Source organism: Pirellulales bacterium (assembly GCA_019694435.1).
In the GTDB taxonomy this organism is placed as follows: domain Bacteria; phylum Planctomycetota; class Planctomycetia; order Pirellulales; family JAEUIK01; genus JAIBBZ01.
In genome coordinates this window covers 15,820-28,705 of record JAIBBZ010000017.1, presented here as the reverse complement: position 1 = coordinate 28,705, position 12,886 = coordinate 15,820, and the positions used below count along the sequence as shown (strand labels likewise).

The following is a 12,886-nucleotide window of genomic DNA, read 5'->3' as shown; positions in this document are numbered from 1 at the left end:
GCGGCTGTGGCAGGGCATGAATCGCGGTTGCTTTCTCTCGCTCGACGGCATCGACGGCGCCGGCAAAACGACGCAGCTCGAACTGCTCGTCGCGTGGCTGCGCTCGTTGGGCCACGACGTGCTCACCTGCCGTGATCCCGGCAGCACCGCCGTGGGCGAACAAATCCGCGCAATCCTGCTGTCGACCGACACCGTGGGGCTTTCGCGACGCGCGGAAATGCTGCTGTACATGGCGGCGCGGGCCCAATTGGTCGACGAACTGATTCGCCCAGCGCTGGCGGCCGGCCGCACGGTCATCTCCGACCGGTACCTGCTGGCGAATCTCGTCTACCAGGGATACGCCGGCGGGCTCGACGTCGAAGAGCTGCGCGAGATCGGTCGCGTGGCAACCGGAGGACTTGCGCCCGATTTGACGCTCGTGCTCGACCTGCCCGAAGACCTGTCGGCCGCGCGGATTGCCCAGCAGCGCTCGACCGACCGCATGGAACAGCAGGGCGACGATTTCCGGCGCCGGTTGCGTGCGGGATTTCGCGCCGAGGCTGATCACGATCCGGCGCGGATCGCCTGGATCGACGCGGCCGAATCGATCGACGCGGTCCACGCGGCGATTCGCGCGCAGGTCGCGAAGCTCCTGGCCCAACCGCCGTCCCGCCGCGCAGGAGCGACGCCGTGAGCTGGCAGGGAATTCGCGGCCAGGACTACGTCGTCGAACAGTTCCGTCGCGCGCTGGCCCAGGACAGCCTCGCCAGCACGTTTTTGTTCGTTGGCCCACCGGGCGTGGGCAAGCGGTCGTTTGCGTTGAAGCTGGCCCAAACGCTGCTGTGCCAGCGGCGGTCTCCCGAGGCGCTCGACCCCTGCGGCGAGTGCACCGGCTGCGTGCAGGTGCTATCGCGCTCGCATCCCGACTTGATGCTCGTGGCCAAACCGGCCGACAAGAGCAGCATTCCGCTGGACCTGCTGGTGGGGCCCGACGACAAGCGGATGCGCGAAGGTCTTTGCCACGACATCGCGCTGCGGCCGTTCATGGGGGGATACAAGGTCGCCGTGATCGACGACGCCGACGATTTGAATGTCGAAGGGGCGAATGCTCTGTTGAAGACGCTCGAAGAACCGCCGCCCCATTCGGTCATCATCCTGGTCGGCACTTCGGCCGAGAAACAGTTGCCGACGATCCGCTCGCGGAGCCAGATCGTGCGCTTTCGGCCCCTGACTGCGAGCGACGTCACGGCATTACTCGTCGCAGGCGGCCATGTTCCCGATCAGGCCACGGCCGAGCGCGTGGCCGCTTATGGCGAAGGCAGCCTGCAACTGGCGCTCGAATTGTGCGACGAAGAGCTATGGGAGTTTCGCCGCGAGTTGTTCGCGCTGCTCGTGGCCCCGCGACTCGACGCGCGGGCGGCGGTGGCGCAGTTCACCCAGTTCGTCGATGCCGCAGGCAAAGAGGCGCCGCTACGCCGCGCAAGGGCGCGGCGCGGCGTGATCTTTGCCTTGGAGTTGTTCCGGCAGTCGGTGCGCCAAGCGAGCGGCTCGACGCACGCGGGCGACCCGGAACTCGACGCGTCGCTGGCCACGCTCTTTCGCCACGGGCTCGACGTCGATACCGCGATGGCCGCGACCGAGCGTTGCCTGGCGACGCTCGAGCACATCGACCGAAACGCGAACCAGGCCAATTATATCGAGGCCTGGTTCGACGACCTGGCACAGATCCTGTCCGGACGGCGGCTGGTCTGGCAGGCCTGACGCCTGGCAGGCGCGACAGGTTCAGACTCCGTCAAACTCGCCCTGCAGGGTGGCAATCACCCGCCGTGGCGCGGTCGCGGTGTTCGCAGAGGTAGATGCCTTGCCAGATTCCCAGACAGAGCCGGCCGCCCCGCACCGGAATCGTCAGATTGGTATCGGTGAGTGCCGTCTTGACATGCGCGGGCATGTCGTCGGGGCCCTCGCAGGTGTGGCGATAGGGCGCGTCTTCCGGCGCCAGGCGATCGAGCGCTGCGGCCAAGTCGCGGGGAACGTCGGGGTCAGCGTTTTCGTTGAGTGTCAGCGATGCAGAGGTGTGCTGAATGAACACATGCAGCAGTCCCACGCGGCATCGCCCCAGTTCGGGTATCGCAGCCAGCACGCGTGGCGTGATCAAATGACAACCACGGCCGAGCCTTGGTAACTGAATTTCGGCCTGGTACCACGCCATGGCCCCCTCTCCCCGGCCCGGACAAATCGCAAATAACCCGCAGCAATGGGTAACCGGTAAGATATCATGGTCGCGGCCGAGGGGCCGCTGCGAGGTTGACACGTCTGGACCAGCGGAGAAACCAGCATGACCTGCGAGCATCTCAAACAGCTCTATCGCGTGTGCCAGCAACACGACCTGAAGCTGAGCAGTTCCGACCTGATCCGTCTGGTGTGCCCGCATTGCGGCGTCGAAGACGTGTGCCCCTCGGTGCTGACGCAGGAGTTCGACGCGCGTCATCAGACCGACGAGCCCGCTCCGAACGAGCCCACAGACGCTCGCCCCGCGCCGTCGTGAGTTGCCGCTTTGGCCCGTTCTTGGGTCAGAGGACTCGGTCAAGAAAAATGACCGCACAGCGGCTTTTCGGGTGCAACCAGCGGCGCGAGGTCCCGGCGCGGTAAACCTGAAGGTTTCTACGGATTTTCGCGGCAAACGGCGGTGTTTTCTGCTTGTGCGACAAAACGCCACTCGCCAATTTGCTTGACATTTGGGGCGTTCTGCTAAGAATCGGTTGTTTACCCCCTGGCGGCGACTGCCTCACTAAGCACACCGCTTTCGGACGGAAAGCCAGACCCACCGTGTCCGAAATTCGGCGTCGCCAACCAACCAGGCAACTCTGCTGACGCACTGCACGGCAGACCTTGCTGCGAGATCGTTTCTCACGGCAGGTCGTGTCAATCGCGTCCGAGTGCCGCACCGCACCTGCGGAAAGCGGCAGGATCGCCCCTGTGGCCGATCGCAGCGTTGATCGTTAGTCGTTTTGTGGGTCGGAGAGTTAACGCGATGCGGAATGTGTTTGAGGCCATTCAAGAGTGCGGGCACGATGAGGACTTTGTGCCGTCGGCTTCCGAGGATTTTTGCCCCACCGAGGCTCCGGCAGGTTCGCCGGACAAGATTGCGATTCTGGCGCGGCGGATCGAGCTGGGTCAGCCCCTGTGGCACCCGGAAGATCGCTCGGATTACACCGGCTTGACCGGCGTGGTCCGTCCTCGGGAGTAGGATCGCCGCGAGGGCCTGCCGCCGGCAGATCACGATCGGTCGCAACGGTCGCCCGTAAAACTGCAGCGAAACCACCGACGGCCGGAGTCGAGCGAGTGCTCGGCTCCGGCCGGTGTGTTTTGCTGGACTCCCTGGTTGGACTCCCGCTGCGGCCCGCCGGCGCTCGTCGCGCTCTTTGAGTCGGCGAGATTCTAAAGAAACCAACTGTCCGAAATCGCGCGTCACACGGCCGCGAAGCGCAGCAAAGCGTATTTTTTCTTGCCGGCTCGCAAGACGATCATCGTTTCGCTGGCCAGGTCGGCGGCCGTCACCCGGGCATCGATGTTCGCCACGCGGCGATTATTGACGTAGGCCCCCCCCTGTTGAATCGTGCGACGAGCCTCGCCCTTCGACGCAGCCAGGCCCGAATGGCACAGTACGTCGATCAGGCTGAATCCCTCGCCATCGAGCTGCGACCTTGAAAGCTCGCAGCTCGGGACGTCTGCAAAGATACCGACCAGTTCGACGTCGGACAGCTTGTCGATCTCGGCGCCGAAAAAGATCTCCGTCGCCTGCTGTGCCGTTTGCAGACCCGACTCGCCGTGGACCAGTCGGGTCAGCTCCTCGGCCAGCCGGCGCTGGCTGTCGCGAGCCTCGGGGGCTTCCGTGCGGCGCTTGTCGAGCGCCATGATCTCCGGTTCGGACAGATCAGTCAGCAACCGCAGGCACCGGCCCGCGTCGGAATCCTCGACGTTGATCCAGTACTGGAAGAACGCGTAGGGCGACGTGCGGTCGGCAGCCAGCCAGACCGTGCCCGACTCGGTCTTGCCCATCTTCGTGCCATCCGACTTGGTAAGCAGCGGCCAGGTGAGCCCGAAGAGCTGCTTGCCGTCCATGCGCCGAGCCAGGTCGATGCCGGCCGTGATGTTGCCCCATTGGTCGCTGCCGCCCAGTTGCAATTCGCAGCCGTACTGGCGATGCAGGTGCACGAAATCGAAGGCCTGCAGCAGCATGTAGCTGAACTCGGTGTAGCTCAGGCCCGCGTCGCTCCGTTCGAGCCGGGCTTTGACCGAATCCTTGGCCAGCATCACGTTGACCGGAAAGTTTTTGCCGACGTCGCGCAGGAAGTCGAGGTAACTGTAATTGCGCATCCAATCGAAGTTGTTCACCAGCCGCGCCGCGTTGGGGCCGGAAAAATCGAGAAACCGCTGAGCCTGCTGGCTGATCCCTGCGACGTTGGCCTCGAGCGCTTCGAGGGACAGCAAGTTGCGCTCTTCGCTCTTTCCGGTCGGATCGCCGATCATGCCCGTGGCCCCGCCGACGAGCAGCAGCGGGCGATGGCCCGCGCGCTGAAAACGCCGCAACGTCAACAGGCCAAGGAGCGACCCGACATGTAAGCTGTCCGCCGTGGGATCGAAACCGGCGTACAGCACGCGCGGCTGTTGGGCCAACCAATTGGGCAGCCCGGCGTCGTCGGTCATCTGATGGATCAAACCGCGCCAGCGGAGTTCGGCGAACAAGTCGGTCACGACAACAATCCCTGGAACTTCAAGAGGCCTGGAACTTCGAGACGCACGACGCCCTGCGCCGTCGGGCACGGCGTCAACGCCACAGGTCGTCGCCGGCGAACGGGTGGGCGGGCCCCGTGAGCTTCGGCTTGGGCAATGCCTTGAGGGCCTGCTCGGCCAGGCGCAAATCTTCCTGTGTCGTAATTTTCAGGTTGACGGGCGAGCCCGGCACGATGCTCACCGCATGTCCGGCGTGTTCCATCACCTGGGCGTCGTCGGTCATGTTCTGGCCTTGGCGCTGGGAGTAAGCGGCCAATAACAAGTCACGGCGAAACACCTGCGGCGTCTGGGCTTCCCAGAGCCCCTCGCGCGAGACGGTTTGCTCGATGACGTGCTGCGACGAGACGCGTTTCAGCGTGCCGGACACGGGAACGGCCAAGATGGCCGCGCCGGTCCTCACGGCCTCGGCAAACACGGCGTCGATCCAGACATCGGCCACGCACGGGCGGGCCGCGTCGTGCACGCAGACGTAATCGCACTCGGCGGGGACGCGCGCCAGGGCCCTCTCCACTGAATCGGCGCGTTCCTGTCCGCCCTCGATCAGTTGAATGCCGAGGATGGCCAGGTTCGCGGCGAATTTCGACTCGACGTATTCGCGGTCTTCCGGCGCGATCACCAGGCTGACTTGCTTGACGTCGTCGCGATTCAAAAATCGCTCGGCCGAATACATCCACACCGGCCGATTCGCCAACGGCGCAAACGGCTTCTTGTAGTTCTGGTCGCGAAACCGGCTGCTGCGGCCCGCGGCAGGCAAAATGACGGCGAATTTTGGCACGCGGGCAAGCCTCCTCGACGGGAATGCGCTTCGATTCTCGGCTTTCGCCAGGGTGCGTCAAGCCGCGGCGTGGGGCACGCTAGGCCAGCCGTGCGGCGACCAGTTCGGCCACATCTTTCACCGCGATGCCGGCCGCCTCGTCGTTCTTGCTCGCATCGTCCAGCATGGTCATGCAAAACGGGCAGCCGACGGCCACGGTCTTGGCTCCCGTCGCCTTGAGCTGCGCAAAACGCCGGAAATTGACCCGTTTGTCGATGTCCTCTTCCATCCACATCCGCCCGCCTCCGGCCCCGCAGCAGAAACCGTTGGGCCCGTGCTGCTCCGGCTCGACGATCGGCAATCGCTTATCGGCCACGGCGCCGAGCACGGCCCGGGGAGCGTCGGCGCCGCCGTTATGCCGCGACAGGTAACACGGATCGTGGAAGGTAACCGCCCCAGTTTCGGCACCCGGCGCAAACTGCAAGCGACCTGCCGCGAGTAAGTCGGCGATGAACTTCGTATGGTGTTCGACCTGCCAGTGGCCACCGTAATCGGGATATTCATTCGACAACGTATTGAAGCAATGTGCGCACGCGGTGACGATCCGCCGGCAACCGGTGGCGTTGATCGTTTCGACATTCGCCTGGGCTGCCTCGAGAAAGGTGAAATCGTCGCCCAGCCGCCGGGCCGGGTCGCCGGTGCATTGTTCGTGGCGCCCCAGGATGGCGAACTTGACGCCGGCTGCTTGCATGATTTGGGCCAACGCGCGGCTTACCTGTTGGTTCCGCCGATCGTAGCTTCCAGCACATCCGACCCAGAACAGCACCTCCGGGTTCGGCATTTCGTCGATCGTCGGGACGTCGAGCCCTGCGGCCCAGGCCGCGCGATCGGCCCGCGGCAAACCCCAAGGGTTACCCGTCGCCGCGATGCTGCGCAGCGCGCCCTGCGCACTGCCGAGCACATGCCCCTCGCCCACCAAGTGCCGGCGCAACTCAACGATCGCTCCCAGCTGATTGATCAGCACGGGGCATTGTCGCACGCACGCGCCGCACGTCGTACACGACCAGAGCGTCTCGGCCGAGATGACCGAATCGTGCAGCGACCCTTCGTGTTCGCCGGCCGCGGCCAGATCGAGAACGACACGCATCGGCGACAGCGGCTTCGCGGTATTCCAAGCGGGACAAGCCGTCTCGCATCGCCGGCATTGGGTGCAAGCATCGAAGCTGATCAGTTCGGCCTGGGTAAAGTCGGCCATCGTGCCGACCCCGACGCGACCTGTCTCTTCAACCTCCTCCAGGCTCACCGGCGAAAAATGGCCCGAGGCATGCTCGGGAGTGCGCGCAATGTGCATCGGAGCAATCAGAAAATGCAGCAGCTTGGTGTAGGGCACCAGCGCGATGAACCCAAACACCAGCAGCATGTGCAACCACCAGAACGCAAAGTGCGGGAGCACAGCGGCCTGTGGCGAGAAGCCTGCGCGGGCCCACGCCCCGGCGAGCGCCCAGCCGACGAACGAGACTTGCTCGAAATCAGGCCGCAGCGCCGCGATGCGCAACCCTTCGATGAGAAAACCGCTGATCCCGATCGCCATCAGCAACCAGAGAATCGCCGCATCGACCGGCGTGCTCGAAGGCCGCACTTGCGTCACTCCGGCACGGCGCGCCATCGCCATCGCCAGCGCCACGACGAACCCCAGCCCGAACAAGTCGAGCAGGCAGGAAAGCGTGAGATAGAAGGTCCCGTAGAAGAAATGGAAGACGCCGTAGTCTTCGAGGGCCACGCACACAGTACCGATGAACAGCACGATGAAGCCGTAGAACAGCAGCATGTGGCTGCTCCAGGCCCAGGGGATTCGCGCGATGCGCCGCTGCAAAAACACGTGGCGCAGCAAGCGTCGGCAGGCCGCCGAGAGATTCAGGGGCGCGGAAGTCTGCCTGCCGCGCCGCCAGACTTTGATGCGCCGCGATAGACCGTAGCCGAACACGGCCAACGACACCGCCAGGAGCACGTACATGGCGATCTTCGTCGGCAGGCCCACGTTCCAGAGAATGGGCCGCGTGATTTGCTCGGGGCTCATGGGCGGCGACTACGGGGTGCTTGCCGGCGGGTTTTCCGTCGGTGCTGCCTCCGCTCCGCCCATCTTGACCGGCTTGTACTCGTGATCGCGCTTGCGCAGCACCGTGGCCTCGATAATCTTGTCGGGCTTGGCGTTCGGTCGCCCCTCGGTGCGCTCGAGCAAGGGCAATACGTCCATCCCCTCGATGACCCGGCCAAACACCGTGTGCTTGCCGTTCAGGTGCGCCGTAGGCACGAACGTCAGGAAGAACTGCGAGCCGCCCGTGTCGCGACCGGCATGCGCCATGCTGAGCGAGCCGCGAAAATGATTGCGGTGATTCGGCTGGTAGCTTTCGCAGGCGATTTCGTAGCCGGGACCGCCCGAGCCGTCGCCCTTGGGATCGCCGCCTTGGGCCATGAAGTTGCCAATCACGCGGTGGAAGGTGAGCCCGTTGTAGAGGCCCGATTCGACCAGGCTGATAAAGTTGGCCACCGTGTTGGGGGCCTCGTTCTCGAACAACTCGATCGTGATGTCACCCTTGGTCGTTTTCAGCAGCACGCGCGGCAGGTCGTTCGCCGTGGCTTCGGCGGCGCGCAAGGCCTGCTCCTGCTTGCTCAACTCGCGGTATTCGGCAACCAGGCCCAAGTAATTCTTACCCAAGGGATTCAGCGCCCCGGCGGCTTCGCCTTCCTTGAGCAGCCGTTCGGCCTTGTCGTAATCGCCCAGCACAAACGCGGCGATGCCGGCCTCGTTGCACAGGGCCTTGTTCGGATAGTTGCCGTCGAACAAGATCTGCGCCACGCGATCGGCTTCTTCGTACCGATCGTCGGCCGCCGCGGCTGCCACGACCGACGCGAGGAAATTCGCACAATCGGCGTCCTCGTTCGGCGCGGCCTTGAATTCGGCTTCGGCGGCGGCCTGCAACTGCGGCGTCAGTTCGTTGCCCTGGGCCAGCGCCGCGTTGAACTCGGCCTCGACTCCCGGCCGCTCATCGGGCTTCGTGAGCTTGTACTTTTCCTGCAACGTGCGCAATTGGACGATCAGTTCCTTGAACTTGGCGAACAGCGCCTTGAAGTCGCCGCCCGGCGCAGCGGCAGGCTGGTCGGCCGGCGGTTGTTCGGCCGGCGTCTCAGCCGGTTGCTCGGCGGCCGGCGCCGGTTCGGCGGGCGGGGTCTCGGCAGGCGGGGTCTCGGCGGGCGGCGATTCGGCGGGAGGCTGGTCGGCCGGCGGATCGGTCGCAGCAGGCGTTTCGGGGGCCGGCGGGTCTTGAGCCGATGCGGCAGGAGTCGCTGCAACCCACCAGGCGAGTGCAACGGCGACGAGCAACCAACGATTCCAGCAAGAGCACGAGTTCGCGGCACGGGCAGACATCGAGGTATACACCTTGGAAAACGAGGACAAACCAAGCGACGAAGCGGCGTTAGGCTACCATAACGAAGAGCGAATTATAAGCGTCCAGCCGCGGCGGCGAAGTACTCGGCTCGCGGCCCGTCGCGGCAGCATCCCGAACGGTGGCCATGAAACGTAAATCTTCTGCTCGGCGACGAACCGCACCGGCCGAATCAAGCGGTAGCGAGATCCCCTTGCGGATCGTGGGGGGCGAATTCCGCGGCCGCAAACTCGCCTATAGCGGCGATCTGCGTACCAGACCGATGAAGGATCGCCTGCGCGAGGCCACCTTCAATCGCCTCGGAACGGCCGTACGCGGCAAATTGGCCCTCGATCTGTTTGCTGGGACCGGGGCGATGGGCCTGGAAGCTCTCAGCCGCGGCGCAACCAAGGCTCTGTTTCTCGAACTTCATCGGCCGACTGCCGAAGTGATCGAGCGCAATGCCGCAACGCTGGCGGTCGGCGCACGCACCGAGGTCATTGCGGCTGACACCTTTGCCTGGTTCGACCGTGCGGAGCTGCCGGCCGATCGTCCATGGCTGGTATTCGTGTGTCCCCCCTACGAGCTGTACCGTTCGCAGCCTGACTCGATGATCGCGCTGGTCGCAGGGCTCGTCGCTCGCGCGCCGGCCGACAGCCTGCTCGTGCTCGAAAGCGACCTGGACTGGGATTGGACGCGCATCCCCCGGTCCAGCGATTGGGATCGCCGGCCTTATCCGCCGTCGGTCATCGGCATCCTGGAGATCGAGCCGCGCAATCCATAAACTCGCTCCTCGGAGGTCCCTGCATGGACATCAAGAACATCGATCAGGTGCCGGCGTTTATCACGGCCGATGGTTCCGAGATTCGAGAACTGCTCGCGCATCGCAATTCCGTGATTCGTAACCAAAGCCTCGCCGAGGCTCGCCTTGCGCCCGGCCAATCGACTACGCCGCACTACCATCCCGCGACGGAAGAGATTTACTACCTGACCCGTGGCCTGGGGCGCATGCAGATCGGTCCAGAAGTGTGCGCGGTGGGCCCTGGCGATGCGATTGCAATTCCGCCCGGGGCTCCCCACATGATCACCAACATTGGCGACGAGACCCTGTGTTTCCTCTGCTGCTGTGCTCCCGCCTATGAGCACGTCGACACCGTCTTGCTCGACTCTATCCCCTCGGCCGGCTGATCTGGCCGGACTCCTTCCCGGGGCAGCGCACTCGGCTTGATGCCAGCGTGCATGCCGACCTAAGTGCAAGCGGCGACCCAACTAATACAGTCACCGCAATCACTTCATAACTCTCATTTCACTTAGAGCACGCAAGCTACCGATACCTGCTGTACTTCGAGAGTGCGCAATTTGGGAAAGCGCGCGCAGAATCGCCTTAATGGATTAGGGACTCTCATGGACCGTCCAAGGCAGACCCCTACCTGGCCATTTTTGAGCATTCTTGCCTGCTTGTTCATCCTTAGCCTGGGTGCGCCCCGGGGCTGGGAGAGCGTGGCCCGCAAGAACAGGGTAGGCCGTCTGTGGGCAGCCCGAGGCAGTTACGTGGCGGCGCCCGCGTCGCCCTCTGCGGCCGCCCCGGTCGTGGTGGTCCTGTCCGAACCCGTCGCGGCCGCCCCACCTCAGGCACCGCTACGTGCCGAGGTGGCCCCGATCGATCCGCCGGCCGCTCGGCAATGCTCGATCGAACCGCTGCCGGCGATTCCGGCCGACTCCCCCGCGCGTCCGGTCCAAGGCCCCGAGCCTGATCCCGCGCTGTTGGCATCGCGGACGACCCGCAAGTCGTATTCCGCGCCCAGCGAGCTGCAGGTCGATCCTCGGTTCGACTTGGACGTGTTGACCGAGCCCACCCCGACGCCAAGCCAGCCTGCCGCGACCGCCTCGGTCGCCGCGCCGCAAACTTGGCAAGAACCGGTCGCGCTCTTGCGGATGCTCGATCGGCTGGCTGCCGATGAGCACGCCGGGGTCTGGGCACTGCGGGCGAGCAGCCTGGTGCGCGAGGTCGTCGCCGGCCGCATGTCGACTGCGGACCGGGCGGCGGCGCTCGCCGCGCTGCGCGATGCTATGGCCGATGCGCAACGTCTCGCCACGCATGGGGCGACGGTCCCGACGGCCAGCCAACTGCACAGGGTCCGGCATGCCCTGGAGCGCCGGCTGGCTGTCTGGGACCTCGCCATGCGGGCCACGGCGGCAACCGAGTCGATCGCAGCGGTGCCCGACCCGGATCGGTTGGCGCTGGCGCTCACGGCCGTCGAGCGACAAACGGCCGGCAGCGTGCAGGGCAAAGATTGGCGTGCGTACCTGATGGTCGACGCGCTCGATCAATTGGCCTCGGGCCGCAGCTTGCCGGCCGACAAGCAGCGCGAACTCGCGGTCCGGGTGCTCGAACGGTTGGCCGCCAAGGGGCTGGGCAGCGACCAGCGGGCGTTCGTCAGCGCGGGTCCCCTGGCGGCGCTGGCGGCCGAACTGCGCCCCTGGGCCATGGAGCCGGTGCGCAGCGGCGATCTGCTGGCGAGCATCGAGCGCTACGAAGCCTCGGGCCTGACGAGCGATGCCGCCCGGCTGGCCAATGCCGCACAGGTGCTCGTCGCCTCGCAGTCGACCGAGGGGCTGGCACTCGGACGCCACCTGGAGAACAACTATCGCAACGCCAATCTGCGTGTAGCGCTGAGCGATGAGCTGCTGGCACGTTTCATTCCGAGCCAGCCGGTGATCGAGACCACGGTGCGCGACACGATCCTGGGCCTGCCCGTGCGTGGCCGCAGCACGATTTTTACGCGGATGAACGTGCGCCTCGAACCCGATCCGACTCGCTTGCGGCTGGCGCTGGAAGCGAGCGGCTCGATCTCGGCCCACACGGGTACGACCAGCGGTCCGGCGACGATCTACGCGAACAGCAATTCGGTGTACACGGTGCGGCAATTGTTGGCCCTCGGACCGCAGGGTCTGGAAATCGACGAACCACGGGCCACGGCCAACACGGAAGTCCGGCTGCGCGACGTCCGGACGGACTTCGACAACGTGCCCTTCATGGGCATGTTCGCTCAGCGCATCGCCCGGAATCGCCAGGCGGAAAGCACGCCGGCCGCCCGGCGCGAGTCGGAGCGCAAGATTGCCCAGCAGGCGGCCTCGCGCATCCAGCGCGAAGCGGGCGACAAAGTCCGCGCCGCCAGCGCGCGATTCCATCACGAAGTGTTCGACACGCTCGTCGAACTGGGCCTGGACCCGCAAATTGTCGAAATGCAGACGACCGAGCATCGGCTCGTGGCCCGGGCACGGCTGGCCGGCATCGAGCAATTGGCCGCGCATACGCCGCGTCCGCAGGCGCCCAGCGACAGCCTAGCGAGCGTGCAGATCCACCAATCGGCGTTGAACAACCTGCTCGAACAGCTCGACCTGGCCGGCCGGCAGATGAGCCTGGCCGAAGCCTATGCTCAGATCCGGGCGAAATTGAATCGCCCCGCCAAGCCGGCGCCCGCCGATCTGCGCGACGACGTCACGGTGCGGTTCGCGACGAACGACGCCCTGAACGTCCGCTGCGACGACGGCCTGTTGCGGCTTTCGTTGTCGATTGCCGAAATGAAGGCCGACGGACATGCCTGGCGCAATTTCACCGTGCTGGTCGATTATCGCCCGAGCCTCGATCGCGCCGAGCCCGCGCTGGTGCGTGAAGGTGTCGTGCGGTTGGCCGGTCCGCGGCTGTCGACCAAATCGCAGGTGGCCCTGCGCGGCGTGTTCAGCAAGATCTTCGCCAAGGATCGCACGATCAGCCTGTGGCCCGCGCAACTGAGCGAAGACCCGCGTCTCGACGGCCTGACCCTGACGCAGTTCGTCGTGACCGACGGCTGGTTGGGCGCCGCCTTGGGGCCGCAACGGAAGCTCGCGCCGGCCGTCATGGCGAGTCGCCAGCCGGCGGGCAACTAAAGCA

12 protein-coding genes are annotated in these 12,886 nt (G+C 65.3%); 7 read left to right on the top strand and 5 right to left on the bottom strand.

Annotated elements, in window-relative coordinates; all coding sequences use genetic code 11:
- Positions 1-16: 16 nt before the first annotated feature.
- Together tmk and K1X74_13800 are read left to right on the top strand one after the other, a co-directional pair.
- A complete protein-coding gene (gene tmk, locus K1X74_13805) occupies positions 17-673 on the top strand; it encodes a dTMP kinase (protein ID MBX7167399.1) in 657 nt (218 codons plus the stop codon).
- Entirely contained in the window at positions 670-1,740 is a 1,071-nt protein-coding gene (locus K1X74_13800; protein ID MBX7167398.1) for a DNA polymerase III subunit, read from the top strand. The genes tmk and K1X74_13800 overlap by 4 nt, the downstream gene beginning before the upstream one ends.
- A 31-nt stretch (positions 1,741-1,771) precedes the next feature.
- Here the strand turns inward: K1X74_13800 and K1X74_13795 are convergent, their stop codons facing one another.
- Complete coding sequence (locus K1X74_13795; protein ID MBX7167397.1) at positions 1,772-2,188, bottom strand: secondary thiamine-phosphate synthase enzyme YjbQ; 417 nt, start codon at positions 2,186-2,188, stop codon at positions 1,772-1,774.
- Between the two features lie 126 nt (positions 2,189-2,314).
- On the opposite strand from K1X74_13795, the gene K1X74_13790 reads away from it, so the two are divergent.
- Positions 2,315-2,524, top strand: coding sequence for a hypothetical protein (locus K1X74_13790; protein ID MBX7167396.1), 210 nt, complete (start codon positions 2,315-2,317; stop codon positions 2,522-2,524).
- A gap of 486 nt (positions 2,525-3,010) precedes the next feature.
- Positions 3,011-3,226: a hypothetical protein gene (locus tag K1X74_13785; protein MBX7167395.1), complete on the top strand. Its 216-nt coding sequence runs from the start codon at positions 3,011-3,013 to the stop codon at positions 3,224-3,226.
- 221 nt (positions 3,227-3,447) lie between these two features.
- Here the strand turns inward: K1X74_13785 and tyrS are convergent, their stop codons facing one another.
- The 4 genes from tyrS to K1X74_13765 form a co-directional block, all read right to left on the bottom strand.
- Positions 3,448-4,734 (bottom strand): tyrosine--tRNA ligase, encoded by a 1,287-nt coding sequence (tyrS, locus tag K1X74_13780; protein ID MBX7167394.1) that lies wholly within the window; start codon positions 4,732-4,734, stop codon positions 3,448-3,450.
- A gap of 73 nt (positions 4,735-4,807) precedes the next feature.
- Complete coding sequence (gene ispD, locus K1X74_13775; protein MBX7167393.1) at positions 4,808-5,548, bottom strand: 2-C-methyl-D-erythritol 4-phosphate cytidylyltransferase; 741 nt, start codon at positions 5,546-5,548, stop codon at positions 4,808-4,810.
- 79 nt (positions 5,549-5,627) lie between these two features.
- Complete coding sequence (locus K1X74_13770; GenBank protein ID MBX7167392.1) at positions 5,628-7,604, bottom strand: 4Fe-4S dicluster domain-containing protein; 1,977 nt, start codon at positions 7,602-7,604, stop codon at positions 5,628-5,630.
- 9 nt (positions 7,605-7,613) lie between these two features.
- On the bottom strand, positions 7,614-8,954 hold the full coding sequence (locus K1X74_13765) for a peptidylprolyl isomerase (GenBank protein MBX7167391.1): 1,341 nt from the start codon (positions 8,952-8,954) through the stop codon (positions 7,614-7,616).
- Positions 8,955-9,100: 146 nt separating this feature from the next.
- Here K1X74_13765 and rlmJ point away from each other — a divergent pair, with 146 nt between their 5' ends.
- The 3 genes from rlmJ (at position 9,101) to K1X74_13750 (ending at position 12,882) form a co-directional block, all read left to right on the top strand.
- A complete protein-coding gene (gene rlmJ, locus K1X74_13760; GenBank protein ID MBX7167390.1) occupies positions 9,101-9,736 on the top strand; it encodes a 23S rRNA (adenine(2030)-N(6))-methyltransferase RlmJ in 636 nt (211 codons plus the stop codon).
- A gap of 23 nt (positions 9,737-9,759) precedes the next feature.
- Entirely contained in the window at positions 9,760-10,140 is a 381-nt protein-coding gene (locus K1X74_13755; GenBank protein MBX7167389.1) for a cupin domain-containing protein, read from the top strand.
- A 270-nt stretch (positions 10,141-10,410) separates the two neighbouring features.
- A complete protein-coding gene (locus K1X74_13750) occupies positions 10,411-12,882 on the top strand; it encodes a hypothetical protein (GenBank protein MBX7167388.1) in 2,472 nt (823 codons plus the stop codon).
- Positions 12,883-12,886: the final 4 nt, after the last annotated feature.